We start from the raw sequence: 25,328 nt of genomic DNA, 5'->3' as shown, positions 1-25,328 counted from the left end.
CTGAATTATTTTACACGTTCCATTAAACACATATAGAAACCGTCAAAACCAGATTGATGTGCCAATACTTTTTCATCTTTCACAAATTTAAAGTTTTGTCCGAAATCGGTTTTTAAGAAATGATTAATTTGTTTTTCGTTTTCTGAAGGTAAAATAGAGCAGGTTGCATAAACCAGTTTGCCGCCTACTTTTACCATTTTTGAATAATTTTCTAAAACTTCACGTTGTGTTTTTTTGATTTCATCAATGAATTCCGGTTGCAATTTCCATTTGCTGTCCGGATTTCTTTTCAGTACACCCAAACCAGAACACGGCGCATCGATCAATACGCGGTCGGCTTTGTCGTGCAATTTTTTGATGACTTTTGTTGAATCTATAATTCGGTATTCTACATTAAAAACTTCATTGCGTTTTGCACGAATTTTTAGTTGTTTCTGTTTGCTTTCGTACAAATCCATTGCAATGATTTGTCCTTTGTTTTCCATTTTAGCGGCAATGTGCAATGTTTTTCCGCCAGCCCCTGCACACGTATCTATTACACGCATTCCCGGTTTTACATCTAACAACGGAACCACTTTTTGCGAAGAAGCATCTTGTACTTCAAACAAACCTTCTTTAAATAAAGGAGTCATAAAAACATTGGCACGTTCCTTTAAAATCAATGCATCGGGATAGTTATCGTCAAAATACGTTTCAATATCCAAATCCATTAATTGGGCACGTAGTTTTTGTCTGGTTGTTTTTAAGGTATTTACACGTAAAACCACCTGTGCCTGTTGGTTTTGAGCCGTTAATTCTTTTGTCCAGATTTCCTCACCTAACTCCTGAACACCTAATTCATCCATCCAGTCGGGAATAGATTCACGGTATTTTCTGATTTTAGACAATTCGTCAAAACGACCTTTTATTCTGCGAACCGGCGTGTTTTCAAAATATTTCCAATCGGGCAAAGTAATACCTCTCAACACTGCCCAAACTGCAAAAATCCTCCAAATAGCATCGCGGGTAAAAGGTTCTTTTACTTCAGCAATTTCGGTGTACAATCGTTTCCAACGAACAATTTCATATATGGTTTCTGCAACAAACTTACGGTCTTTTGCTCCCCAACGAGTATCTCTTTTCAAAGCTTTTGCGACTTCTTTATCGGCATATTCACCTTCGTTAAAAATATTTAGAAGAGAATCGATAACGGCAAAAACCAAATTTCTGTGTAAACGCATTTTAATTAAAATAAGCCTACAAAGTTACAATTTATATGTGGGCTTTGAAATACTTTTTTTACCGCAGCTTTACGTATCTTTGCACAAACGTTTAATTACTATGGTTAAGACCGTTATTTTTGATATGGACGGAGTTATTGTGGATACAGAACCCGTACATAAATACGCTTATTTTAAGCATTTTGACGAATTGGGAATTACTGTTTCCGATGAATTATATGCTACTTTTACAGGGAATTCTACCCGGAATGTTTTTCAAAAGCTGAAAGATCAGTTTGGATTGAATGAAGAAGTGGAAGATTTAATACAAAGAAAACGTTCGTTGTTTAACGATGCTTTTGACACAAAACCCGATTTGGAGCTGATTTCTGGTGTGGAACATTTAATTAAAGATTTGCACGCTAATGGTTTAGAACTGATTTTAGCATCGTCTGCATCAAAAAGTACCATCAGCAGGGTTTTTAACAGGTTTCATCTTGATGATTATTTTTCATACAAGGTAAGTGGTGAAGATTTTCCAAAATCTAAACCCGACCCTACCATTTTTATACATGCCGCTTCGTTGTCTAAAAACACAAAAGAGGAGTGTATTATTATTGAAGACAGTACCAACGGTGTTAAAGCGGCTTGTGCTGCCGGAATTTACTGTTTGGGATACAACAGCGAAAATTCTAAACTCCAAAATCTGGAAGGTGCAAGCATCTTAGTTGACGATTTTTATAAAATTAATGCCGATTTTATAAAGAGGTTGAAATAGCTTTCATAATCTCCAAAAAATAAAAAAAAAGAAGGTGTCCAAAAAGTGTCATTTTGAGCGAAATGGAGTGAAGTCGAAAAATATAAAGTATTGATTATATGAGATTCCTCCTTCGTCGGAATGACAACTAAACTTAATTATTTGACTTTTCGGACAACCTCTTTTTTTGTAACTATCCTCTACTCTTTCTAAATAATCTTAAAAAAATAAATTATTTTATTTTCAATATTTTTTGAAAATACAAAAACTTTAATTATCTTTGAATTGTAAAATTGAATCAAAAAAGAGAAAATGGAATTAGCTGAAGCAAAACAACAATTTATAGATACCTGGGGAGCCTTAGGTTCTGAATGGGGTATTAACAAATCGGTCGCACAGGTACATGCCCTACTTCTTTCATCAGGCAATCCCTTGTCAACAGATGAGATTATGGAACGTCTGGTTATATCAAGAGGTAATGCCAATATGAGTATCAGGCAATTGGTTGAATACGGAATTGTGTATAAAAAACATATTGCCGGCGATAGAAAAGAATATTTTGTTGCAGAAAAAGAAGTGCTTAAATGGGCTATGAAAATTGCCTTAATGCGCAAACAGAAAGAACTGGATCCGGTTATGGATATTTTGAAAGATATTACCGCTGCCACTGAAAAAGATACAACCGATGAGGGCAAAGAATTTCACCAAACGGTAAAAGACATTCAAATTTTAACGGATCAGCTGGAGACTATTGCCAATAAAATTTTCAGTACCAACCGGGGAGAACTTTTGGTAAAACTAATTAAACTTATTATGTGATGAATTACAATATCCTTTCATACGGTATTTTTGCCCTTATTACCTGTTATATTATTATATGGGTAGGCAGGTTATTCCATAGCAACGGAAGGGTATTTATTTTGTCTTTTTTTCATAACCGGAAAGATCTTACCGATACAACCAATAATCTGCTGCTGATTGCTTATTATCTGTTTAATATTGGTTATGCCATTATCCAATTCAGTTATTGGCAAAGAGTTCAAAATGTAACCGAAATGATTAGCAGTATTGCCTCTAAAACCGGAATTTTAATTTTTATTCTGGCGGCATTGCACTATAACAACATGCTTATAATTTATCTTATCTCAAATAAAACACAAAAATCAATTAATCATTAAATCAATAAGATCATGGAAAATTTAACTGTCACCGCTTATTTTATTTATTTACCGGTTGCCGTTGGGCTTACTTATTATGTAGCTTATACATTGTTTAAAAACAGTACGGTTTATATGAACGATATTTTTCAAAACAGACCTGATGTTGCCAGTGCAACCAACAATTTGTTTCGTATTGGATTTTATTTGCTGAATGTGGGTTTTGCATTGTATATCTTAAGAATGCGTCTGCCGTATGATGCCGGTGTACAACAACTTATAGAGCAACTGAGCTATAAAGTTGGTGGATTTAGCATCTATTTAGGAATTATGCTGTTTATTAACATGTATCTTTTTTTCAGAGGAAAAAGAATCGCTAAGCAAAGAAGAGCCACACCACCTGTGTTTCAAGCCAACATGTAAAATTAATAGTAAAGGCTGTTCGTATTATTTGAACAGCCTTTTTTAATATATGGAATTTATTTTATCAGTCCAAGCATTGATTGTAAAAAAGTTCTAAAAGTTTACAACCTGTTTTCGATGATGGTTTGAATAACTTCCGGATTGATCATCGTAGAAGTATCTCCAAAATTATCTAACTGATTGGTAGCGATTGAACGCAGTAATCTGCGCAAAATTTTGCCTGAACGTGTTTTTGGCAAATCATCTACAAACTGGATTTTATCTAATTTTCCAATGGGTCCGTAATGGTTTGCTATTAACTGGTTGATTTCTTTTTTCAAATTTTCGCGGTCACGGCTGCTTCCTTCTACTTTTAACGAAATAAAACCGTAAAGTGCATTTCCTTTAATATCATGCGGAAAACCAACTACTGCCGATTCTGCAACCGCCGGATGTTGGTTTATGGCATCTTCGATAGGTGCTGTTCCTAAATTATGCCCTGAAACAATAACCACATCATCTGCACGGCCTGTAATTCGGTAATATCCTACTTCATCTCGCAAAGCATTATCGCCGGTAAAATACATCCCCGGATAATCAGAAAAATAGGTTTCAATAAACCGTTGGTGATTTCCCCAAATGGTTCGTGCAATAGAAGGCCACGGAAATTTAACGCACAAACTGCCCATTACCTGATTGCCTTCAATTTCATTATTCTTTTCGTCCATTAAAACGGTTTGAATGCCCGGTAAGGGTAAAGTGGCATAAGTGGGTTTGGTTGGAGTGATAAATGCCAGCGGAGAAATCATTATGGAACCGGTTTCAGTTTGCCACCAGGTATCAACAATAGGGCAACGCTTTTTACCGATAAAATCGTTAAACCAATGCCAGGCTTCTTCGTTAATAGGCTCTCCTACCGATCCTAAAACTTTTAACGATGATAAATCATGTGATGCCACATACGAATAATCGGCAGTCATTAATGATCTGATTGCTGTAGGAGCTGTATAAAAATGCGTTACTTTGTATTTATCAATAATATCCCAATATCTTGATGGATTGGGATACGTTGGAACGCCTTCAAAAATCACAGTGGTGGCTCCGTTTAACAAAGCCCCGTATAAAATATACGAATGCCCAGTAATCCAACCCAAATCGGCGGTACACCAAAAAATATCGTCTTTATCAGAATTAAATACATTTTTAAATGTATAAGCAGTTTGAACCATATACCCTGCTGTGGTATGCACCATTCCTTTTGGTTTTCCGGTAGAACCCGATGTGTAAAGAATAAACAACGGATCTTCGGCATCCATAATTTCGGTACGGCTTACAGTGTCGGCTTTTTCGTACAATTCATCAAACCAAACATCAATTTTTTCATTAAAAGCAACGGGTTCATTGGTGCGTTTTACCACCAATACCTTCTCTACTAAAGGCAAGTTTTCAACCGCTTTATCTACCACCTCTTTAGTTTTGATTGTTTTTTCTCCTCTGAACGATCCGTCGGAAGTAACAATAACTTTAGCTCCGCAGTCCTCTACCCTCGATTTGATGGCAGCATCTGAAAATCCTGCGAAAATAACTGAATGAACGGCTCCTATTTGCGCACAAGCCAGCATGGTTATTGCCAGTTCGGGAATCATTGGAAGATAAATACACACGCGGTCGCCTTTTGTAACCCCTAACGATCGCAATACATTTGCTGTTTTTGAAACCCTTGTATAAAGTTCGTTATAAGAAATGTGCTGTGCTTCTTCGTTGGGGTTATTGGGTTCAAAAATAATGGCTGTTTTATCGCCGCGTTTTGACAAATGCCTGTCGATACAGTTTTTTGTAATATTCAGCTTGGCATTTACAAACCATTTAATATCGCCTTTGGTCATGTCAAACTCAAAAACCTTGTCCCAAACCCGGTACCATATAAAATTTTCTTCAGCAATCTTACTCCAAAACTTTCTTGGTTCGCGAACAGATTTTTTATAATGTTTAAAGTATTGTTCTAAATCTTCAATTTTATAATAACTCATAGTGATGATTTCTTTTTAGGAAAATAAATTTAATAAAAAAAAGAATACCTTTTAACGATATTCTTTGATTTTGTTTCGTGAATTAGAATTTAAAATTCATATTGGGTAGCTGCCGATTGCTTGAAATCATTGATAATTTCGGTCATTACATCAGTAACTGATTTTATTTCGTTTATTAATCCTACAATTTGACCTATTTCTAACTCGCCGTCTTCCAAATTGCCTTCAAACATTCCACGTTTTGCACGTGCTCTTCCCAACAATGCTTTTAAATCGTCAACCGATGCACCATTTTGATACGCCGTTTGTACTTCATCAAAAAATTTATTGCGGATTAAACGAACCGGAGCTAATTCTTTCAACGTTAAATAGGTATCGCCTTCTTTTGCTTCTACACAGGCTTTTTTGAAATTTTGATGTGAAGAACTTTCAATCGTCATTGCAAAACGGGTTCCCATTTGTACCCCATCGGCACCCAAAATCATTGCAGCATGCATGGCTTTACCGGTTGCAATACCTCCGGCAGCAATTAATGGAATCTGTACTTGTTGCTTTACCATAGGAATCAGCGTAAAAGTTGTAGTTTCTTCCCTTCCATTGTGTCCGCCGGCTTCAAAACCTTCGGCAACCACTGCATCAACACCGGCTTCTTGTGCTTTTAAAGCAAATTTGGTAGAACTTACCACGTGTACCACCGTTATACCTTTTTCTTTTAACCAGGATGTCCAGGTTTTGGGATTTCCAGCCGAAGTGAATACGATTTTTACGCCTTCTTCGACAATAATATTCATGATCTCTTCTATGTTGGGATACAACATTGGTACGTTAACACCAAAAGGTTTATCGGTCACTTTTTTGCATTTTTGGATGTGTTCCCGCAACACTTCAGGATACATAGACCCTGCCCCTATTAAACCTAATCCTCCGGCATTACTAACGGCTGCTGCTAATTTGTATCCGCTGTTCCAAATCATTCCACCTTGAATAACCGGGTATTTTATATTAAATAGTTGTGTGATTCTGTTCATTTTATTCAGAATTTAATTTTTAAAATCTTTATGACCGTCTTGTACAAAAACTTTGGATATGGTATTAAAAGGAACTTTATACTTAAAACCAGACATAAATCTGGATCTGCTTCCTATTAATGTGTCGTTTTTAATTACAACAGTATCAAAATACATTGTAAATTTTTCGCCTTCAAAATTTATAAGACGCATTTCTATAGACGGTGAATTTTGCAAGTAATATCTATTTCCTTTTTTATCGAAAACTTCTAAAGAATCAAGGCTAACCGCCATATAATTTGAATTAAAAAAAATAGATGCGTTATTTAAATGAATGTCTTTTTTTTCTAACGAACTATTTTCTAACTGATTTTTTAAACTTAAAGGTGTAAGTTCATACGTTTTGCAAGAAACAAAACTGGTTAAAACACAAATAGATACTATTTTTTTCAAGGCGTAAAAATTAAAAAACCAAACTAAAAAAATTAGTTTGGTTTTGCAATTTTATTTCAATTTAATTTACAACTTCGAAATAACTCCAGATCCTATCAATTCTTCGCCTATGTGCCAAGATACGAACTGCCCCTCGGTAATGGCTGATTGCGGATTATCAAATCTTACGAACAAGCCTTTTTCTGTTTGGTGTAATGTTGCTTTTTGCAATGGCTGACGGTAGCGAATGCGTGCCATAACGTCCATTGTTTCATTGTTTTTCAACTTTAAATCTTCACGAATCCAGTGTATTTCGTGCGGTTGTACCAACAGCGTTTTGCGGAACAATCCCGGGTGTTCGTTACCTTGCCCAGTGTAAATGGTATTCTCGGTTACATTGGTATCGATAATAAACAAAGGTTCTTGAGTACCGCCTACATTCAACCCTTTGCGCTGACCAATGGTAAAATAATGAGCCCCATTATGTTCGGCAACTTTTTTACCCATTTCCGGTGTATATTTTACAGAAGTTGCTTCCCAAGTTAACTCATCTGTTAATGAATCAAACAGAGGTTTCTCAGCTGTATAAACCAAATGTTCATTTGAAACTTCGTAAATGATTCCTTTTTTGGGTTTTAACTGTTGCTGTAAAAATTCGGGCAAGCGTACTTTTCCGATAAAACACAGGCCTTGTGAATCTTTCTTTTCGGCTGTAACCAAGTCATATTTCGCAGCGATTTCGCGTACTTCGGGTTTTAAATATTCACCAATTGGGAACAAAGCCTTTGCCAGCTGTTCTTGCGACAACTGACATAAAAAATAAGATTGATCTTTGTTGGGATCTTTTCCTGCCAATAATTTATAAACAGGTTTGCCATTGATTGTTTCTTCTTCTTTACGGCAATAATGTCCGGTGGCAACATAATCAGCCCCTAAATCTAATGCGATTTTCATAAACACATCAAATTTAATTTCACGGTTGCACAAAACATCCGGATTTGGCGTACGACCATTCTCGTATTCGTTAAACATATAGTCTACAATACGTTCTTTATATTCTTCGCTTAAATCTACCGTTTGAAAAGGAATTCCTAATTTTTCGGCTACTAAAAGTGCATCATTACTGTCTTCTAACCACGGGCATTCATCGGAAATAGTAACCGAATCATCATGCCAGTTTTTCATAAACAAACCAATAACTTCATATCCCTGCTCTATCAGCAATTGTGCTGCCACACTGGAATCTACTCCGCCGGAAAGACCTACTACTACTCGTTTTTTCATTGTTTAAAAATAGAACTGCAAAGTTACAACAATTGACCGAGTTGCGATTTATTTCTTATCTTTTTTAGGTACAATTAGCTTTCCGTTAACATATTTGGCTTCGTCGGTAATTTTTCCGGTTTCATCACGAATGATGATTTTTCCTTCTAATATTCCGTTTTTATGTTGTGTTTCTTTAATTTTCACGCCATTTTCAGCGTATTGATTAGAAATACCGTCTTCTATTCCGTTTTTGTATTCAATTTCTTCGGATAATTTTCCCGATGGATAATATATTTTCTTTATGCCGTGTACTTTGTCATTTGTATAAGGTTCTTCAGCCATCACACTTTGCCCGTCAAAATGATATGTTTTCCAGATTCCTTCTTTCTGTTTATTGACATAAACACCTTCAGACATTTTCTTTTTCCCGTTAAAAAAAACAGCGTAAACAGAACCATCTGCCTTAAATTCTTTGGTAGCGACTAATTTTTTTTCAGGTTCATCGGCATAAAATTTAAAGGTTCCGGTTTCTTTACCGTTTTTAAAAGTTCCTTCGTATTTTACGTAATTGGTATTCGGGTAATATCCTATCCAGGTACCTTCTCGCTCTCCCTGTGCATTGGTTTTATTGACATCTTGTGCATAAACCGCCACAACGGATGCCAATACGGTTAATGATGTTAATATATATTGTTTCATTTTTCTGCTTGATTTTATTTGTTTCAAAAATACGTTTTATGGTTTAGGTATTGCAATTTTTTTGCCAAAGTTTTTGAGCAATTTAATAGACACGATTATCTTCATTCTTATATGCAAAATTCTCTTTCAGATAAATAAATTTCTCTTTAAATAAATCTACATTAAGACGTTGTTTTTCAACATTAATTGAATTATAATATTTAGTGATAATTTGATCATTAATATAGCAAGCATCGTGTAAGACTTTAATACTTTGCACATCAAGAAGACCGCCTCCAAAAAAATCATAACTTCCTTTTCTTTCTGATGAAAAATATGCTGTTACTTCAATATATCCGCTCCATTCAATTGAAATATTAAATTTTTCTAAACCTGTTTTTGATTCGTATAAGAATAGTGCCTTATTCATTGCTTTTATATCACAATCCTCTACGGTTGAATAAATGGCTCTGCCTTCTTTATGTCTATTATCAAAATATCCTTTAACAGTTACATAGGTATGATGATATTTTGTTGGTTTTTTTAAAATTTCGCTTATAGAAACTTCCTCTTGACCAAAACCTATAAAAGAGTTAAATAAAAATAATAAAACGAATATTTTTTGCATACCACATAATTAAAAAAAGCACCCTAATATAGGGTGCTTTAAATATAATCAAAAATAAATTACTTTTTCTTTTGAGCATTTTGCTGTTGCTGTGCCTGATCCATCATTTGTTGCATTTTTTGCTGGAATTTAGATTTTGGCTTTTCTTTTGACTTGTTGGTTTCGATAATCGTTTTTACTTTATCTTCTGTAACAATTTTGTTTTTAATCACGTACATAATTCCAATTGTGATTAAGTTCGAGATAAAATAGTATAACGATAAACCGGAAGCGTAATTATTAAAGAAGAACAACATCATGATTGGCGAAATGTAAATCATTACCTTCATTAATTTGCTCATATCCGGCATACCTTCTTGTTGTGGAGTCATTGCTGCCTGATCGCCTGTAGTCATTTTCATATAGACAAAAGTTGCCAAAGCCGCCAAAATTGGAAACAAAGCTACGTGATTTCCATAAAAAGGAATTTTAAACGGTAAGGTAAACACGCTGTCGTAAGATGATAAATCGTCTGCCCAAAGGAATGCTTTTTGTCTTAAATCAAACGCTGACGGGAAGAAACTGAACAATGCGTAGAAAACCGGCAACTGAATAAACATTGGAATACAACCTGCCATTGGATTTACTCCGGCTTTGTTGTACAGCTTCATTGTTTCCTGTTGTTTTTTCATTGGATCTTTCGAATACTTTTCGTTGATTTCGTTTACTTCAGGACGAATAACTTTCATTTTTGCCTGCGATACATACGATTTGTATTGAATTGGCGACATAATTAAACGGATCACAATGGTAAACAATACAATGGCAATTCCGTGTGGAATTAAATTTGTTAACAAAGTGAACAAAGGAATGATGATTAATTTGTTTAACCAACCAAAGATTCCCCAACCTAACGGAACAATTTCGTCTAAGTTTCTATCGTATTTGTTTAACACGTTATAATCGGTAGGCCCCATATACAAATTCATATTGTATGTTAGCTCACCACCTTTATATTCTAACGGTAACACGGCTTCAAAATCTTTTAAATAAGCATCGTCGTTTTCTTCTTTTACTAAATTTTGCTGACTTAATTTTGCTGTTTTAATAGCTGTATCAGTCAATAAAACCGATGTGAACAAGTGTTGTTTAAATGCTACATAAGTTACCTCTTTTGCTTCTTCGGTAGTGGTTTTAGCAGGATTTAAATAATCGTCTTTACCACCATCGTATTCATAAACAATTTCAGCATAACGATTTTCGTAGGTATTCGATTTTTCGTTGCGTGTTGCTTTTAACTGCCATGTTAATTCTGCCGGATTTGCCGTATTTAAAACCGAACTTAAACCTACTGATTTTATGCTTAAATCTAACATATAATCATCCGGTTTCAACACATAACGGTATTCTAAATAAGCTGTTTCAGAAGTTTTTAATTTCATTGAAACTACCGTGTTTTCGCCTTCTTTTGTTACAGTTGGTTCAAACAACATGTCTTTTGTATTAAGAACACGATTGTCTTTTGTAGCAATTTTTAAATCTAACTTTGAATTATTGTTCGCAATGATTTTTACCAAATCATCGTTAGTGCTTGAAATTCTTTTTTGATTGTTAACCGTAGCTTCTTTGATGTAACCGCCTTTATTAGAAAAAACAATTTTTAACACACCGTTATCAACTTCAACGTCTTTAGCATTTGCAACACTTGGCAACGTAGCACCGTATGCAAACAAACCTAATTCATTCTTTAATTGTTCGTGAGCCAATGTATCGTTTTGTGCCGTTGCAGCCAATTGGTCAATTGGTGTTTTAGCAACCGTTTCGGTAGTTGTTGTTTCTTTTGTTTTATCGTCTTTTTTATCAGAAAACATATTTCCCGACATCATCCAAACCAATAAAACGGTGATTAAAGCCATTCCAATCAGGCTACTTTTGTCTAATTTTTTTTCTTCCATTCTTGAGAAAATTTTTACTTTTTAAAATAGAGTAAGCGAACTATGAATTTAATTTTTTATCAACCGCTGCTTTTACAAAATTCACAAATAGTGGATGCGGGTTCGCTACGGTACTTTTATATTCCGGGTGGTACTGAGCAGCCACAAAAAACGGATGGTTTGGCAATTCGATAATTTCAACCAGTTTTGTTTCAGGATTTACACCCGAAAACACCATTCCGGCTGTTTCAAAAGCTTCCTGATAATAATTGTTAAACTCGTAACGGTGGCGGTGGCGTTCGTTAATCAAAGTGTTTCCGTAAATATCAAAGGCTTTGGTATCCTCTTTAATTTCACAGTCCCAACCGCCTAAACGCATGGTTCCCCCCTTATCGGTAATTGTTTTTTGCTCTTCCATAAACGTAATTACCGGATACGGTGTGTTATCGTTCATTTCTGTAGAATTGGCATTTTCATATCCCAAAACATTTCGGGCATATTCAATAACCGCCATTTGCATTCCCAAACAAATTCCCATAAACGGAATGTTGTTTTCGCGGGCATAACGAACGGTTTCTATCTTTCCTTCGATACCTCTTGAACCAAAACCGGGTGCTACCAAAATACCGTCTAAATTTTTCATTTTGTCTGCAACGTTTTTAGTTGTTAAATATTCTGAATGAATACTTACTACGTTTACTTTGGCAAAATTCGATGCCCCCGCGTGAACGAACGATTCTAAAATAGATTTATAAGAGTCTTGTAATTCTACATATTTTCCAACCAAACCAATGTTAATGGTATGTTTCGGATTTTTTAAACGATGTAAGAAATCGTTCCATTTGGTTAAATCAGGTAATCCTTTTTCAGGAAGATCTAATTTTTTCAATGCCACAGTATCCAGACCTTCTTCTAACATATTGTTTGGCACTTCGTAAATGGTTGATGCATCTAACGATTGGATAACCGATTCTTGTGACACATTGCAAAAAGCTGCCAGTTTTCGCTTAATGTCTGAGGATAATTCGTGCTCTGTTCTGCAAACCAGGATATCGGCTTTAATACCGCTTTCCATCAAGGTTTTTACAGAATGCTGCGTTGGTTTTGTTTTTAACTCACCTGCAGCAGCCAAATAAGGCACTAAAGTTAAATGAACAACAATCGCGTTTTTATCACCTAAATCCCAAACCAATTGGCGTACCGATTCAATGTAAGGTAACGATTCAATATCGCCCACTGTACCACCAATTTCGGTAATTACAATATCGTAATCGCCCGATTTGCCTAACAGTTGCATACGTTCTTTAATCTCGTTGGTAATGTGCGGAACCACCTGAACGGTTTTTCCTAAAAATTCGCCACGGCGTTCTTTTTCAATTACCGATAAATACACCCGACCGGTGGTAACATTATTAGCTTGTGAAGTGGGAACATTCAAAAAACGTTCGTAATGCCCCAAATCCAGATCGGTTTCGGCACCGTCGTTGGTAACGAAACATTCGCCGTGTTCATAAGGGTTTAACGTTCCCGGATCTACGTTGATGTAAGGATCAAATTTTTGTATTGTGGTTCGGTATCCTCTGGCTTGTAACAATTTTGCCAAAGATGCTGCTATAATTCCTTTTCCAAGTGATGAAGTTACACCGCCGGTAACGAAAATATATTTACATTGTTTCATTGTGATAAGTGTGTTGCGTTGTTGTATTCTAAACCCGGCAAAAATACAATTATAATTTGGGTTATGAAAGTTTTCGTTTTTGAATATTCCGTCCTTTTTTATTTACAAAACTTTTCATCGATTGATAAACTTAAAAAAGAAAATAAAAAGGTGCATTTATTCTTACAATAAAAAATGAATAAAAACAAAATGAGCCCGATATGATATCGAACTCATTTTGCTTAATTTCATACCGTTTTATTCAATTACCAACTTTGATGAAGATACTCCTTTATTGGTTGATAATCGTACTACATAAGTTCCTTTTGACAATCCTTGTACCGAAAAATTTCGTGTAACGTTTTTATCTGTCCGGACTGTTTTGCCATTCATATCAATTAATTCTGCCTTATAAATTTGAATAGTATCTTCCAAATCAAAATACACCATGTCTTTCGCCGGATTAGGATACATTTTGATAGAGGATTGACTAAAAGACGGTGTAGAAGCGGTACACTGAGAATAATCATCAATGAAAGATAAATTTATATTATTATCTCCAATCAGCCAATTTGAATAAGGATATCCCATGTTTTGAGCCGTAACAGCATCGTCAACAATGATACAAACGGAGTTCCAAATATAAGTCACGGGGTCTTCCCAGCAATGAGGACAGCCTACCCAAATCTTCATATTTTCATTATTATTGCCGTTTTTTAAATTAACCAGATCAGTTCCGCTTGCCTCCAAATGATTAATATTGGGATTGTTGCTTAAATCTATTTCCAATATATGGTTAATTGGGTAAACATCGCCTACACTGTCCATTCTCAGATATTCCAGCAAAATATTATTAGAAACATCGAGCGAAGTAAGCATATTGTCATTAACATCTAAATATTTAAGCTGGCTTAAAGTACTAAGGTTTAAACTGCTAATTTCCGTAAAATTAATTTTTAGCGTATCAATATTGACAAAAGCCTCAATTCCTGTAACATCATGTATAAAAGAATTTGGCGATGATGACGTTATATCCAAATGGGTAACCTGTAAAGCATCGGCAGTTAGTATCTGTCCGTTTATTGTTCCGTCTGAATCTATGCCAAGATTAATCAAAACCTGTTCAAAACCTGCATCGGGTATGGCTGTGGTTTGCGATTGGGCAGTTAACCCAACTACAAACAGAAGGAGTGTAATAAATTTTGTTTTCATAAGTATATAATGATTTGAAACATTGCTACATATAAAGAATATTATAGTATCAAATATAAGATTTTTTGGTAAATACCAGTTTAAATATAATAAACAAAACCACCTAATATGGGTGGTTTGTTCAATCTTAATAGTCTTTTCTCCAATAAATGTGGAAAAATATCAAATACACTTCCGCAGAATTATTTTATCCCTTTGAAAATTTATCTTTAATATTCCGAATCATTGTTTCCAAGCAGTTCAATTTAATTTCGTACATCATTGCCAGTTGTTTCCCTAATTTACCTGCCGGAAAGCCTTTGTTTTTGTACCAAACGTAATACGGTTCGGGTATGTCAACCAAAAAACGCCCTTTGAATTTTCCAAAAGGCATTTTTGCATGTGCTAATTCTATTAATTCTTTGTTTTGATCTTCCATATTATGTGTCACAGATACACAGATTTTGTATAAACTGCCGGCGTTCAATTTTAAACTTTTTACAATAATGTTTACTTCCAGTTAAAACTAACCGTTTTTTTAATATCGGGATGCAGACTTAAAAACACCGGGCAGGTCATTGCAGCACGTTCTAAAATGGTTTTCGATTTTTCATCAACAACTGCATTCATTTCAAACGAAACAATAATTTCACTGATTTTTCTGGGTTCTGCCTGCATTATTTTTGTTACTTCGGCGGTAGAATCCTCTATCCGAATATCCATTGCTTTTGCCTTAATTCCCATAATGCTGAACATACAGGTTGCCAGTGAATTTGCTACCATATCGGTTGGCGAAAAGGCTTCGCCGCGTCCGTGGTTATCTGTTGGTGCATCGGTTAAAATGATTGTTCCCGATTGCAAATGGGTCGATTCGGTTCTTAAATCACCTTTATATATTACTTTACTTGTACTCATTATTTTGCTTCTTTAATGGTTAAATCTTTATCGTAATACAAAATGTAAACCGCGTTGTTATACACGCCGCCGTTTTCATTTATGTAGGCAAACTTGTTTTCTATTTGCTGTGATCCGTAATCAAAAATATTCGAATTTTCGTCAGATTCAAACATTCTTGTAATGATATCATAGGTTACATCATAACCTCTGGTTGCAAAACGACTTGGATTTTTCTTGTAAATTGTTCGGTATTGTTTTACAAAAGCGGCTTTTTTATTATTGTCTGCATCATTTGTAACCGACGGAAAGGTATATTTTAAAGCAATTAAATCATTCATTTGAATATCAGACGAATCTAAAATGTCTAATTTTTCTAAAGTTACCAATTGAATTTGATATTCTTTTTGCAACGATTTTAAAGTACTTATTAATTCTATCGTAGTTGTCAGTGAAGAGGCATCGTACACTATGTAATTCATTTCGGTTTCAGAAAGCAGGTTTTTCAATACCGTTGGACTTACCTTTTCGTCGGTTTTTACTGTTAATGTTGTAATTGACGGATAATTGGTAGTAAAGTACGTTGCCGGTGTTTTCTTACCATCGGTAATGGCTACTACCCTGTCTTGTTTAGAAACCACGTATTCTAACAACTCTCTTTTTACAATATCGGTATTGGGCATGGTGTGTACCTGTCGCGGATATGGTTTTCCTTTATCGGTAGAAAGCGGCGAAACAATGATTGTTTGCTGGTCTTTAAACGATTCGGAAACGGCATCTACATTTTTCTGAAAAAACGGACCGATAATAACATCGGTAGATGAAAAATCAAAATCGTTTTTTAAAGTACTTACGTCCAATGCCCGATTCGTTTCTTTTGAATCGACAAATTTTACATTTAAATTATAATTTTTATCTTTTAAATGTTCAATTGCCAATTTAGCGCCCGAATAGAAATCGAGTGTCATATTCAAAAACACATTTTCTTTGATGTTTTGATTAATCGACGGATTATTAAAATTGTTCTGTGCCACATTAAAAGGCAACAACAAAACCAGATTTCTGATTGATCCATCGTTTGGTAATGTTAGATCGATACCTTTTTTAGTAAAATTTGCCTTACTGTTTTCATTAACCGGCAACAGAACTGTTTTATCATCTGTTTCGTTATATCCTACAATAACTACAGCACCTTCTTTCAGACCATTTTTCAAATCAGGATTCCATTGTAATAACTGTTCCTGCGAAACGCCATACGCTTTCGCAATACTGTAAAGGGTTTCTTTTGGTTGAATAGTAATGGTTTTTGGTTTTGTTGCAGGTTTAGAAGCCGTTTCCGTTTGTTTGTCTCCTACGGGAATATTAATAGGCTGCCCTACTTTTAATCCGTTTTGCTGCAAACCAGGATTCAGTTCATACAAAACAGAAACCGTGGTATTGTTTTTAACGGCAATACCGTAAATGGTTTCGCCTTTTTCAACAATTACGGTTGAAGCATTTGGTTTTCCTGTTAATTGCTGAACATTCTTTATTGCTGTTGTTTCAGTAAGGTTCAGTTGTTGTCCAATTTTTAAACCATATTCTTTCAATCCCGGATTTAAATCGTACAGCTTTTCAATAGCAATATTATATTGCTTGGCAATGCCGTAAACCGTTTCTTTAGATTTTACTGTGTGTTGAATATCACTTGTGGTAGGAATCTTTAAAATCTGATTTTCACTAAGCCCGTCAACAGCCTCCGGATTTAACAGAAACAATACATTATTGGTAGTATTATATTTTTTTGCAATTTGCGTAATGGTTTCGCCCTTAGCAACCACGTGCGTTTTTGTAATTGTTTGTGCAAACAAGGCGGTTACACAAAACAAGGCAGATAATGTAAAAAATATTCTTTTCATAGTAACAAATATAAAAACAAAACTTCTGTATTAAAACTTCCAAGCTAAAATCCGACTTTTTTTATTGCCTTGTGCCATATCAATTACCCTAATTTCTCTGGTCGATTTTTTTAGCTGCACCTGCAAAGGCTCTAAATGATCTTCGTTAGATATTAAACTTGTAAACCAGCCAACCTGCTTTTTATACAGCACACTTTCTGTTATATAGTTCAATACAAACGATAATTCGCCACCATTACACCACAGTTCATTGCTTTTGCCCGAAAAGTTGTGAATTAGTTTTAAGGTTTTTCGTTTATCTAATCCTTTTAATTTGCGAATGGTTTGTGCTTCGGCTTCTTTCTTCGATTTAAAAAACGGCGGATTGCACATTACCGCATCAAAATAATCATCTTTAGTAATAATTCCTGAAAGTATATTCTTGTTATTTGATTGAAGCCGTAACGTAATTTTTGAGGTTAAATGAGGATTTTTATTGATAATTGCCCGGGCAACTTCTAATGATTTAGATTCGATATCTGTTGCAACAAAATTCCAATGATAAACCGAAGCTCCAATTAACGGATATACCAAACTTGCACCTGTGCCAATATCTAAAATAGTAGTTTTATCAGCATTATTAGTATTCAACAAATCGGCTAAATAGTGAACATAGTCTGCCCTGCCCGGAATTGGCGGTGTCAAATTTTGATCGGGAATATCCCAATAATTTAAATGATAAAAATGTAGCAACAAGGCTTTGTTTAAAAAATAAACCGCTTTGGGATCAGAAAATAAAACCGTATCATTTCCCCTTTTATTTTTAATGATCAACTGTTTTAACTCGGGAACTTTTACAGTTAATTCCTGAAAATTATAAGGTTTGTTATGAAAACTACGCGGATGCAATTTATCTTTCGAATGATTCATATTTTCTTTCTATTTAAAACAGAGAATAGCAAGTTAATTGTCGGAATTAAAATACTGCCTAAAAAAGCAATAACAATACCGATATTAAACCACATTAAATTAGCATAATTACTTTCAAAATTCAAAAGAAATAATAGTATTGAAAGAAAAATGACCACAAACAAAAAATGCAGTTTTATGAGTAATGAATAAAGTTTTAAGTTCAGTTTTTCAATTATCAAATACAATAATCCTTGAAATAATACAAAAATCGATATTGTTATTAATAAATGTACATTTGATATAACAAAATAAGTATCGTGTACATTTATATCAATAGTAGAATTTAAATCTGCAGAGAAAATCACCGAAATTAAAAAATAACAAATGAAACCGATAAAGAACAGATAGGGTGTTTTTATATTCATTAAAGATGTTTTAAAACTTAGTTAGATTCTAATTGATTTATGATTTTACCGGCAGAAATCTCTTTAAAATCTTCACACCACAAATGTCCGTTTTTTACAACTAAATTACTTTCGAAATTATTGGTAAACAAACCGCCTGTACCTAATCCTTGAGGCATTGAATTATTTAAAGTAAATGTCCATTGTGCGATAGCGTTTAACCCAATATTAGATTCTAAAGCCGATGTTACCCACCAACCGATGTTTAATTTTTCGGCAATTTCTATCCATTCTAGCGAACCTTTAAAACCACCTACCAAACTTGGCTTTAAAATGATGTATTTCGGGCGTATTTTTAGCAATAGATTTTCTTTATCGTTGTAATTTACAACACCGATTAACTCCTCGTCTAATGCTATTGGAATTGGAGTTACCTTACACAAATCTGACATACTGTCATATTGTTTCTTTTTAATAGGTTGCTCTATACTATGTAATTTATATTCAGACAATTGATTTATTTTATATAAAGCATTACTTTTATCAAAACCACCGTTAGCATCTACCCTTATTTCTATCTTTTCCGGCGAAAATTCTTTTCGTATGTTTGCTATTAACCGTAGTTCTTGGTTAAAATCAATCGCTCCAATTTTAAGTTTGATACAATTAAAACCTTCTTGTATTTTCTCACTGATTTGTTGGCTCATAAATTCGGGTGTTCCCATCCAAACCAGTCCGTTTATAGAGATTGCTTTTTGTCCTTTTGTGAATGCACTCGGAAAAAGAATCATTGGATGATCGCTTTCTAACGACAAGAACGCCTGTTCCACACCAAATTGTATCGAAGGCCATTGTCTTAATGCTTCCCAAAGCGTATTTTTTCCTAAATGAATATTATTACACACCCACTCCAATTTGTCTGAATAATCCAACTTATCATCATAAGACAATCCTCTGAACAAACCGCACTCACCTATCCCCCTTTTACCGTTTTTTTCAATAATTAAGAAATACGTTTCTTTGGTAGTTAACACACCGCGCGAAGTACCTGACGGCTGTTTAAAGTTTAATATGTATTTTTTAAAATGTGCTTTCATAGTTGGTTTATTAGTTGTCAGTAATCAGTTTTTAGCCGGCAGTCTTTTTTCTAATTTGAAGAAAATTCCGGTAACTAAAGAAGTGAGCATATAAGCAAGAGTTGCAGGAAAATATATATCAGGAAAAATAAGAGTAAATGTTATAAAAATACCCACAACCGAAATGGCTATTAATATTCTTTTTGAAAAAATTAGACTAAACTGTTTTTTCTTTAGGTAATAAAAAACAATCGAATAAACAGCATAAGTTGGAATTGAAAAAAGAAAACTCAACCATATAATAATTGGGTACACTTCAACAAAACCACCTATTTTATGATTATTAGGATCTATATAAAACAACAAATCTGTCAAAAAAGGTGCAATCAACAAAGTTGCAAACCAATGTTTAAATAAATAACTCCATTGCATTTTTGATTTCATCTGATGTTGATTTTAATGAGAAATATATAGCGCTATTTTTATATTTCATCTATTACTCGTTGAATTATTTTTCCGTCTTTTACAACCCAAGTTATTTCATAAAACCCTGCTCCGTCACCGCATTTTTGCTTTATAAAATATACATCATCACTTTTATATATAGAAAATTTATCATTTATAGCATTAGGATAATTTCCCTCCTCAAATGATATATTATATATGTCATTAAAAAATTTTTGATCTTGTTCTATTAACTTGTCTTTCCACTTCAGAAACATTTTTTCAATACTAAATGATGAATCTAATATTTTTATCCCATATTTTTTATTCCCAATATTACCCCTTGATAGATCAACTTTTACGATTCTAAACGACAATGACACATCTTCTGAACTATCAATTTGTAAATTATCAACCAAATGGATTTTTGATTTCGATATAAAGCCGGTAATATTATTATGATTTTTAGATAATTTATCACTATTAATTTCAATTTCTACCCAATCAGAATTGTCCTCTATAATCAAAAACACTTCGTTCTTGTGAAGAGTAAATTCGATTTTCGATTTAATAGAAGGCTTACTATAAACTATTTCTTTATCTTCTAAAATAATTGCTTCATCTTGTTTTTGAGCATATAAAGTCATTTGAAAAATCCAAAGTAAAAAGAATAAATATTTTTTCATTGTTTTAGAAAATTATCATTAACAGTTTATAAATGATTAACTCTTGGTTTCCGCTGGCACGGTTTTTAGTAAGAAATATAATTATCCAAAATCATCATTTGTCATTCTACTATGAAACGAAGTGGAATGAAGAATCTAAATAGATTCCTCGTCGCTCATTCTTCACTCTGTTGAAATGACAACGTTAAATACTTTTTGGACAATTTCTATCATTTATAGCCCTATTGAATCGCCAATTGGCAATAAAATCAACTCTTTCTTTTTGTTGGCAAATTTTTGTTTCGCTGCTTCGTGGTCTATTTTTATGTATCCAAACGTATCATAATGATAGCCTAAAACAGTAGTTACTTCCAAATATTCAGCGGCAATTGCGGCATCATCCACATCCATTGTGAAATTGCTTCCGATAGGCAAAACTGCCAAATCCAAAGGGTTTTTCATCGGGATTAACTTCATATCGTAGGTCAAAGCGGTATCTCCGGCAATATAGATATTTTTTTCTTCGGCTTCAATCACAAAACCGCCGGGCTGTCCGCCGTAAGTTCCATCAGGGAAACTACTTGAGTGAATAGCGTTGACATATTTTACTTTTCCAAAATCAAATTCCCACGTTCCGCCGTGGTTCATCGGGTGCGTTGTAAAACCTTTGGCTTCGTAATAGCCAGCGATTTCGGCATTGGAAACAATCACTGCTCCGGTGTTTTTTGCAATTGTTTCTACGTCCAAGATATGGTCACCGTGAGCGTGCGTAATCAAGATATAATCGGCTTTTAAAGCATTTATATCAATATGTTTTGCCAGTTCATTAGCTGATATAAACGGATCTACAATGATGTTTTTACCCGCTATTTCAAGTCCTAATGCTGCATGACCGTAATAAGTTATTTTCATAATTCTTTAGTTTAAAATTAGTGCAATTGATAACAATAAAGATATTAAAAATGTTGTTAGCGAGATGCGTTTTAACTCAGGATCTAACAATCGGGGATTTTTTGTTTTGCTAACTACTCTGATATTTTTCAGCAACGGAATAAATCCGATGATATAAATAAATTGATACCACTTTGAGAAAGTGTTCATTGCGTAGATATTAAATGAAATTGCTGCTATTAAAATCAACCAGAAATGATATTGTTTGGCTTTTTCGTAACCCATTTTTACCACCATCGTTTTTTTGCCCATGACAGTATCATTTTCTACATCACGCATATTGTTCATATTCAACACCGCCATACTTAGTAAACCTATTCCGACAGCAGGAAAAACGATTTTCCAATCCATAGAATGCCCGAATAAATAATAAGTTCCCAGCGTGCTGACCAATCCGAAAAAGATGAAAACAAACATATCGCCTAATCCTTTATAACCATAAGCCGAGTTTCCTACGGTATATTTAATTGCTGCACCCACACAAGCGATTGCCAATACAAAATAGATGATTGCCGATATAAAATTATCACTGCCAAACGACGCATAAATCACTCCGACAGAAGTAATCAACGACAAAACAGAAGTAATGATGATGGCGTTTTTCATCTGTTTTTTGGTAATTTCGCCACTCTGCACCGCTCGTTTTGGTCCTACTCTGTTTTCATTATCGGTTCCTTTGATTGCATCGCCGTAATCATTGGCGTAATTGGACAAAACCTGAAAAAACAAGGTCGTCAGCAAGCATAAAATCACGATAATGTAATAATTTGGTTGTGTGTGGTAGTTTTGATATGCCGCCGCACTTCCGACCAAAATTCCGGAAATCGACAAAGGCAATGTGCGTAATCGGGCGGCTTTAATCCATTTTTTCATTTCTAATTATTTTACAGTTGTCATTCTGAACGTAATGAAAATGGAGTGAAGAATCTTGGATTATCATAGATTCCTCCTTCGTCGGAATGACAATAATTTTTTTATAGTGTCTTCACAAATTTCACAATAGTATCAAAAACCAACGGTTTAGCATCTTTATGTGCCGTGTGTCCGGCTTTAGGAACAATTAGCTTTTCAACTTTTGCCATTGCTTTATCAAAAGCATTGACCTGATTCATTGTACCGAATTCGTCCAGTTCTCCCTGAATAATCAAAATAGGAACCTGGATTTTCGGGATAAAATGTTCAATATTCCACGATTGATGTTCATCAGAAAGCCACGTTTTTGTCCAGGCATAATACAAATCAAAAACTTTATCGCCGTGGTATTTTGCCAATGCTTTGGAAATATTAGTTGTTTCCAAAGTTTTTTGTGCTTCCCGAACGCCTTGCAAAGTTACTTCTTCAATCAATACGTGTACACCTTCAATGATTAATCCATTTATTTTTTCGGGAAACATTCCTGCATAAATTGTTGCTACTGAAGCACCGTCGCTAAATCCAAATAATATTGGTTTTTCTACCTGCCAGTGAGCCAATAAATCATTTAAAATTTCGGCTTCCTGCTCTAAATAATCAATGGGTCTTTTTACCGTATAATTGTCAGACTTTCCATAACCTCTTCGGTCATAAGAAATGACATTGAAATTTAATACTTTTGCAAATTCTTCGCCCCATTCCCGCCACAAAGCCGTGCAACCCAGCGAATCGTGCAACAGAATAATAGTGTTTTGCGGATTTTCAACTTCCCACTTTTTATAATATATGTTCGATGTCTGTACAAAAACAGTATGTTCACTTGAACGGATTACATCCATAAACGATTATTTTTTTCAATTTTATAAAGAATTTCGTTTGCCAAAGGTTGCAACATTGTAAAATCGTAATAATACATAGTAACTGTTCCGGCAGCAGTGTGCAAATTTAAAGAGCCTATTTGACTTTTTTGCTGAAAATAACTCTGAGTTATCGTTACTTTTTGAATTTTATCAACCGGAAGATACATCGTAGAAATATCCCAAATACCTTTTTTTAACACTATGAAATCGTTTTTAAAGACCATTTTTTCGTTTTTATATCCAATGCATATCAGTACAAAAAACAACACAAAAAAGAGTAAAACGATCCATACAAAAGAAAACGAACCGGTAAAATACAACACCGTTAAAGCAATAGAAAATGGTACACACAACCAAAGAAATTTTATCAGCAACACTCTTTGATTGGGTTTGTAAAAGCTGCTAAAATCAATTAAATTATCACCAAAGATAACGCGGAATATTTTATTTAATTCCAACTGATTCGCTCCAGGAATTATCAACCCTTTTTTCTTTTTATTATCTTCGCTTGATTCTACCTGTTTGATTTTCACCTCAAACAGATTCATTACTTTTTGAAAATAATTTTGCTGAAACTGGAACATCTGAACTTTATTGGCAGGCACCGAAACAATGTGTGAATCGGTCAAGCCGTAGGAAGCCGTAAGATGCTTATCTTTTAAATTTAACTGATAGTTGAAATAAGTCAACAAGGTTCTGACCAAATTAAAAGCTATGATTAAAATGATCAATCCCAAAAAGAGCACAATTCCCAAAATGCCCAAATATTCCTGATACGAATTATTTATAATATTGTCGTAAACCGAAGTGTCGTCTTCATAAAAAAAGTCCTGTAACTGCTCAATTATCTGAAACGAAAAAGCGATCATTAAACCAAAAGTCTGCAAATAATTTCTCGTAAGTCCGATTTTTATCAAACTGAAAAGATCAATCTTTATCTTATCGTTTGAAGCTGTCTGGTTTGGAATATCTTCTTCCAAAATATCTGAATCACTTTCAACCTCAACCTTTTGTGCTAAAACATCTTTTAATGCCAGTGCTTTTTTAAAATCGATTCCGTTGATTTCGATCTCGGTTTTACTGCTACCAGCCGTATCAATATTTACGAGATACAATCCAATGAGTTTATGAATGAATTTTTGATTCAGATTTATTTCATGAATTTTATCTAATTTAATAACCGTGGTTGATTTATTAAGCCATCCCTTTTTTATAACAAGCTCGTCATGTACCACCTGATACGAAAAGTAAAAATAGTTGATTGAAACCCTTATAAAAACTAACACCACAACACCAGCCGCCACAAGAGATACCCACCATGCATCGGCAGGAAATCCTTTAATGGCAAATAACGCAAAAATGGGCCAAAAACCTTTGAACATTGCCCAGAGTGCCTTACTTAAAACTAAAAAAAGAGCTTTGCGTTCTAATTTATTGGGTTGCGAAAAATCGTAATTAGCGTTCAGATTCATCATTTAATTCTTGAATGCGGTTTAATAAAAAACTTTTCCAGCGTTCAGCTTCTGCCAAGGTAAGTCCGGGAATGGAAATATCAGAAAAATTATTTGCAGCCGTATAGATTGCCAACGTTGCCAGACCTAATTTTTTTGCATACCATCCTTGTTTAATAACTACATGTTGTAAACGAATATAAGGTGTGATATGTGTGGTTTGAACAATTAATCCCTTTTTAAAAATGACATCGTGCTGGCGAAAAGCATATTTTTTCTTTTTGTAAGCCAACAACGAAAACACGGCAAGCCAGATTGTACCAAGAAACACAGGAATAATGGCATAAAACTTTTCGTTGTCATCTATGGTAAAAAATAACAAACAGCATATTGCCAACCCAATTATTATAGTCAGCAAGGTATTCAGAATCACTAGTTTTTTGTAATCTTTATGCAAATCAGACAGTTCTACGTCTTGATATTTTGGAATATGATCTATTGATAAGAGGTTGTTTTCGAACATCATTTATTTTTAAAAGAATATATGGTAAAGTTAAGGAATTTT

General features: G+C 34.3%; 27 protein-coding genes. 4 read left to right on the top strand and 23 right to left on the bottom strand.

The features are described from left to right. Positions 1–5 precede the first annotated feature (5 nt). Positions 6–1,220: an RsmB/NOP family class I SAM-dependent RNA methyltransferase gene (locus BLW20_RS06675; RefSeq protein ID WP_091097892.1), complete on the bottom strand. Its 1,215-nt coding sequence runs from the start codon at positions 1,218–1,220 to the stop codon at positions 6–8. A 100-nt stretch (positions 1,221–1,320) separates the two neighbouring features. On the opposite strand from BLW20_RS06675, the gene BLW20_RS06670 reads away from it, so the two are divergent. The 4 genes from BLW20_RS06670 (at position 1,321) to BLW20_RS06655 (ending at position 3,536) form a co-directional block, all read left to right on the top strand. Then, complete coding sequence (locus BLW20_RS06670; protein ID WP_091097889.1) at positions 1,321–1,977, top strand: HAD family hydrolase; 657 nt, start codon at positions 1,321–1,323, stop codon at positions 1,975–1,977. Positions 1,978–2,268: 291 nt separating this feature from the next. Beyond that, positions 2,269–2,775 carry a GbsR/MarR family transcriptional regulator gene (locus tag BLW20_RS06665; RefSeq protein WP_091097885.1) on the top strand — a complete coding sequence of 169 codons (507 nt, stop codon included), beginning with the start codon at positions 2,269–2,271 and terminating at the stop codon, positions 2,773–2,775. Then, positions 2,775–3,134, top strand: coding sequence for a hypothetical protein (locus BLW20_RS06660; protein WP_091097881.1), 360 nt, complete (start codon positions 2,775–2,777; stop codon positions 3,132–3,134). The genes BLW20_RS06665 and BLW20_RS06660 overlap by 1 nt, the downstream gene beginning before the upstream one ends. A gap of 12 nt (positions 3,135–3,146) precedes the next feature. After that, positions 3,147–3,536, top strand: coding sequence for a hypothetical protein (locus BLW20_RS06655; protein WP_091097877.1), 390 nt, complete (start codon positions 3,147–3,149; stop codon positions 3,534–3,536). A 101-nt stretch (positions 3,537–3,637) separates the two neighbouring features. Here BLW20_RS06655 and acs read toward each other — a convergent pair whose 3' ends face one another. The 22 genes from acs to BLW20_RS06545 form a co-directional block, all read right to left on the bottom strand. Further along, positions 3,638–5,545, bottom strand: coding sequence for an acetate--CoA ligase (gene acs, locus BLW20_RS06650; protein WP_091097871.1), 1,908 nt, complete (start codon positions 5,543–5,545; stop codon positions 3,638–3,640). 89 nt (positions 5,546–5,634) lie between these two features. Next, the gene (locus BLW20_RS06645; protein WP_091097868.1) at positions 5,635–6,573 is read right to left on the bottom strand and encodes an NAD(P)H-dependent flavin oxidoreductase; all 939 of its coding nucleotides are present in this window, start codon (positions 6,571–6,573) and stop codon (positions 5,635–5,637) included. A gap of 12 nt (positions 6,574–6,585) precedes the next feature. After that, the gene (locus tag BLW20_RS06640) at positions 6,586–7,005 is read right to left on the bottom strand and encodes a hypothetical protein (protein ID WP_091097865.1); all 420 of its coding nucleotides are present in this window, start codon (positions 7,003–7,005) and stop codon (positions 6,586–6,588) included. Between the two features lie 66 nt (positions 7,006–7,071). Further along, a complete protein-coding gene (gene mnmA, locus BLW20_RS06635) occupies positions 7,072–8,268 on the bottom strand; it encodes a tRNA 2-thiouridine(34) synthase MnmA (protein ID WP_091097862.1) in 1,197 nt (398 codons plus the stop codon). A gap of 48 nt (positions 8,269–8,316) precedes the next feature. After that, the gene (locus BLW20_RS06630) at positions 8,317–8,949 is read right to left on the bottom strand and encodes a toxin-antitoxin system YwqK family antitoxin (RefSeq protein WP_091097858.1); all 633 of its coding nucleotides are present in this window, start codon (positions 8,947–8,949) and stop codon (positions 8,317–8,319) included. A gap of 82 nt (positions 8,950–9,031) precedes the next feature. After that, positions 9,032–9,556: a hypothetical protein gene (locus BLW20_RS06625; RefSeq protein ID WP_091097855.1), complete on the bottom strand. Its 525-nt coding sequence runs from the start codon at positions 9,554–9,556 to the stop codon at positions 9,032–9,034. Positions 9,557–9,615: 59 nt separating this feature from the next. Continuing rightward, entirely contained in the window at positions 9,616–11,490 is a 1,875-nt protein-coding gene (gene yidC, locus BLW20_RS06620; protein ID WP_091097851.1) for a membrane protein insertase YidC, read from the bottom strand. 40 nt (positions 11,491–11,530) lie between these two features. Then, complete coding sequence (locus tag BLW20_RS06615) at positions 11,531–13,147, bottom strand: CTP synthase (protein ID WP_091097848.1); 1,617 nt, start codon at positions 13,145–13,147, stop codon at positions 11,531–11,533. 237 nt (positions 13,148–13,384) lie between these two features. Next, positions 13,385–14,338, bottom strand: a complete 954-nt coding sequence (locus BLW20_RS06610) for a T9SS type A sorting domain-containing protein (RefSeq protein ID WP_091097845.1) — start codon at positions 14,336–14,338, stop codon at positions 13,385–13,387. Between the two features lie 187 nt (positions 14,339–14,525). Then, positions 14,526–14,756 carry a DUF3820 family protein gene (locus BLW20_RS06605; RefSeq protein WP_091097842.1) on the bottom strand — a complete coding sequence of 77 codons (231 nt, stop codon included), beginning with the start codon at positions 14,754–14,756 and terminating at the stop codon, positions 14,526–14,528. Positions 14,757–14,827: 71 nt separating this feature from the next. Next, positions 14,828–15,232, bottom strand: coding sequence for an OsmC family protein (locus tag BLW20_RS06600; RefSeq protein ID WP_091097838.1), 405 nt, complete (start codon positions 15,230–15,232; stop codon positions 14,828–14,830). Beyond that, positions 15,232–17,109: a LysM peptidoglycan-binding domain-containing protein gene (locus BLW20_RS06595; RefSeq protein WP_091097834.1), complete on the bottom strand. Its 1,878-nt coding sequence runs from the start codon at positions 17,107–17,109 to the stop codon at positions 15,232–15,234. The genes BLW20_RS06600 and BLW20_RS06595 overlap by 1 nt, the downstream gene beginning before the upstream one ends. 30 nt (positions 17,110–17,139) lie before the next feature. Next, positions 17,140–18,018 (bottom strand): 23S rRNA (adenine(1618)-N(6))-methyltransferase RlmF, encoded by an 879-nt coding sequence (gene rlmF, locus BLW20_RS06590; protein ID WP_091097830.1) that lies wholly within the window; start codon positions 18,016–18,018, stop codon positions 17,140–17,142. Next, positions 18,015–18,425: a cbb3-type cytochrome c oxidase subunit I gene (locus BLW20_RS14960; RefSeq protein ID WP_091097827.1), complete on the bottom strand. Its 411-nt coding sequence runs from the start codon at positions 18,423–18,425 to the stop codon at positions 18,015–18,017. Before BLW20_RS14960 ends, rlmF begins: the two co-directional genes overlap by 4 nt. Before the next feature lie 17 nt (positions 18,426–18,442). Beyond that, complete coding sequence (locus BLW20_RS06580; protein ID WP_091097823.1) at positions 18,443–19,501, bottom strand: o-succinylbenzoate synthase; 1,059 nt, start codon at positions 19,499–19,501, stop codon at positions 18,443–18,445. 24 nt (positions 19,502–19,525) lie between these two features. Beyond that, a complete protein-coding gene (locus BLW20_RS06575) occupies positions 19,526–19,924 on the bottom strand; it encodes a hypothetical protein (RefSeq protein ID WP_091097819.1) in 399 nt (132 codons plus the stop codon). 38 nt (positions 19,925–19,962) lie between these two features. Next, positions 19,963–20,610, bottom strand: coding sequence for an SH3 domain-containing protein (locus BLW20_RS06570; RefSeq protein ID WP_091097816.1), 648 nt, complete (start codon positions 20,608–20,610; stop codon positions 19,963–19,965). 213 nt (positions 20,611–20,823) lie between these two features. Next, positions 20,824–21,501: a metal-dependent hydrolase gene (locus BLW20_RS06565; RefSeq protein ID WP_091097813.1), complete on the bottom strand. Its 678-nt coding sequence runs from the start codon at positions 21,499–21,501 to the stop codon at positions 20,824–20,826. A 6-nt stretch (positions 21,502–21,507) separates the two neighbouring features. Further along, entirely contained in the window at positions 21,508–22,413 is a 906-nt protein-coding gene (locus BLW20_RS06560) for a 1,4-dihydroxy-2-naphthoate polyprenyltransferase (RefSeq protein WP_091097810.1), read from the bottom strand. A 101-nt stretch (positions 22,414–22,514) separates the two neighbouring features. Next, a complete protein-coding gene (locus BLW20_RS06555; RefSeq protein ID WP_091097807.1) occupies positions 22,515–23,291 on the bottom strand; it encodes an alpha/beta fold hydrolase in 777 nt (258 codons plus the stop codon). Then, positions 23,282–24,787 carry a PH domain-containing protein gene (locus tag BLW20_RS06550; protein WP_091097804.1) on the bottom strand — a complete coding sequence of 502 codons (1,506 nt, stop codon included), beginning with the start codon at positions 24,785–24,787 and terminating at the stop codon, positions 23,282–23,284. The genes BLW20_RS06555 and BLW20_RS06550 overlap by 10 nt, the downstream gene beginning before the upstream one ends. After that, positions 24,768–25,289, bottom strand: a complete 522-nt coding sequence (locus BLW20_RS06545) for a PH domain-containing protein (RefSeq protein WP_091097800.1) — start codon at positions 25,287–25,289, stop codon at positions 24,768–24,770. Before BLW20_RS06545 ends, BLW20_RS06550 begins: the two co-directional genes overlap by 20 nt. Positions 25,290–25,328 lie beyond the last annotated feature (39 nt).

The organism is Paenimyroides marinum (genome assembly GCF_900108395.1).
Taxonomy (GTDB): domain Bacteria; phylum Bacteroidota; class Bacteroidia; order Flavobacteriales; family Flavobacteriaceae; genus Flavobacterium; species Flavobacterium marinum.
Note: the sequence above shows the minus strand (reverse complement) of the source record. Positions and strands in the feature narration are given on the sequence as shown.

Coding starts and splice junctions, on each gene's coding strand:
- BLW20_RS06595 (WP_091097834.1), bottom strand. CDS start 17,109: ATGAAAAGAATATTTTTTACATTATCTGCCTTGTTTTGTGTAACCGCC.
- BLW20_RS06615 (WP_091097848.1), bottom strand. CDS start 13,147: ATGAAACAATGTAAATATATTTTCGTTACCGGCGGTGTAACTTCATCA.
- BLW20_RS06560 (WP_091097810.1), bottom strand. CDS start 22,413: ATGAAAAAATGGATTAAAGCCGCCCGATTACGCACATTGCCTTTGTCG.
- yidC (WP_091097851.1), bottom strand. CDS start 11,490: ATGGAAGAAAAAAAATTAGACAAAAGTAGCCTGATTGGAATGGCTTTA.
- BLW20_RS06645 (WP_091097868.1), bottom strand. CDS start 6,573: ATGAACAGAATCACACAACTATTTAATATAAAATACCCGGTTATTCAA.
- BLW20_RS06610 (WP_091097845.1), bottom strand. CDS start 14,338: ATGAAAACAAAATTTATTACACTCCTTCTGTTTGTAGTTGGGTTAACT.
- BLW20_RS06545 (WP_091097800.1), bottom strand. CDS start 25,289: ATGATGTTCGAAAACAACCTCTTATCAATAGATCATATTCCAAAATAT.
- BLW20_RS06605 (WP_091097842.1), bottom strand. CDS start 14,756: ATGGAAGATCAAAACAAAGAATTAATAGAATTAGCACATGCAAAAATG.
- BLW20_RS06550 (WP_091097804.1), bottom strand. CDS start 24,787: ATGATGAATCTGAACGCTAATTACGATTTTTCGCAACCCAATAAATTA.
- BLW20_RS06570 (WP_091097816.1), bottom strand. CDS start 20,610: ATGAAAAAATATTTATTCTTTTTACTTTGGATTTTTCAAATGACTTTA.
- BLW20_RS06670 (WP_091097889.1), top strand. CDS start 1,321: ATGGTTAAGACCGTTATTTTTGATATGGACGGAGTTATTGTGGATACA.
- BLW20_RS06575 (WP_091097819.1), bottom strand. CDS start 19,924: ATGAAATCAAAAATGCAATGGAGTTATTTATTTAAACATTGGTTTGCA.
- BLW20_RS06630 (WP_091097858.1), bottom strand. CDS start 8,949: ATGAAACAATATATATTAACATCATTAACCGTATTGGCATCCGTTGTG.
- BLW20_RS06565 (WP_091097813.1), bottom strand. CDS start 21,501: ATGAAAATAACTTATTACGGTCATGCAGCATTAGGACTTGAAATAGCG.
- BLW20_RS06655 (WP_091097877.1), top strand. CDS start 3,147: ATGGAAAATTTAACTGTCACCGCTTATTTTATTTATTTACCGGTTGCC.
- BLW20_RS06675 (WP_091097892.1), bottom strand. CDS start 1,220: ATGCGTTTACACAGAAATTTGGTTTTTGCCGTTATCGATTCTCTTCTA.
- BLW20_RS06665 (WP_091097885.1), top strand. CDS start 2,269: ATGGAATTAGCTGAAGCAAAACAACAATTTATAGATACCTGGGGAGCC.
- BLW20_RS06660 (WP_091097881.1), top strand. CDS start 2,775: ATGAATTACAATATCCTTTCATACGGTATTTTTGCCCTTATTACCTGT.
- BLW20_RS14960 (WP_091097827.1), bottom strand. CDS start 18,425: ATGAATATAAAAACACCCTATCTGTTCTTTATCGGTTTCATTTGTTAT.
- rlmF (WP_091097830.1), bottom strand. CDS start 18,018: ATGAATCATTCGAAAGATAAATTGCATCCGCGTAGTTTTCATAACAAA.
- mnmA (WP_091097862.1), bottom strand. CDS start 8,268: ATGAAAAAACGAGTAGTAGTAGGTCTTTCCGGCGGAGTAGATTCCAGT.
- acs (WP_091097871.1), bottom strand. CDS start 5,545: ATGAGTTATTATAAAATTGAAGATTTAGAACAATACTTTAAACATTAT.
- BLW20_RS06625 (WP_091097855.1), bottom strand. CDS start 9,556: ATGCAAAAAATATTCGTTTTATTATTTTTATTTAACTCTTTTATAGGT.
- BLW20_RS06580 (WP_091097823.1), bottom strand. CDS start 19,501: ATGAAAGCACATTTTAAAAAATACATATTAAACTTTAAACAGCCGTCA.
- BLW20_RS06600 (WP_091097838.1), bottom strand. CDS start 15,232: ATGAGTACAAGTAAAGTAATATATAAAGGTGATTTAAGAACCGAATCG.
- BLW20_RS06555 (WP_091097807.1), bottom strand. CDS start 23,291: ATGGATGTAATCCGTTCAAGTGAACATACTGTTTTTGTACAGACATCG.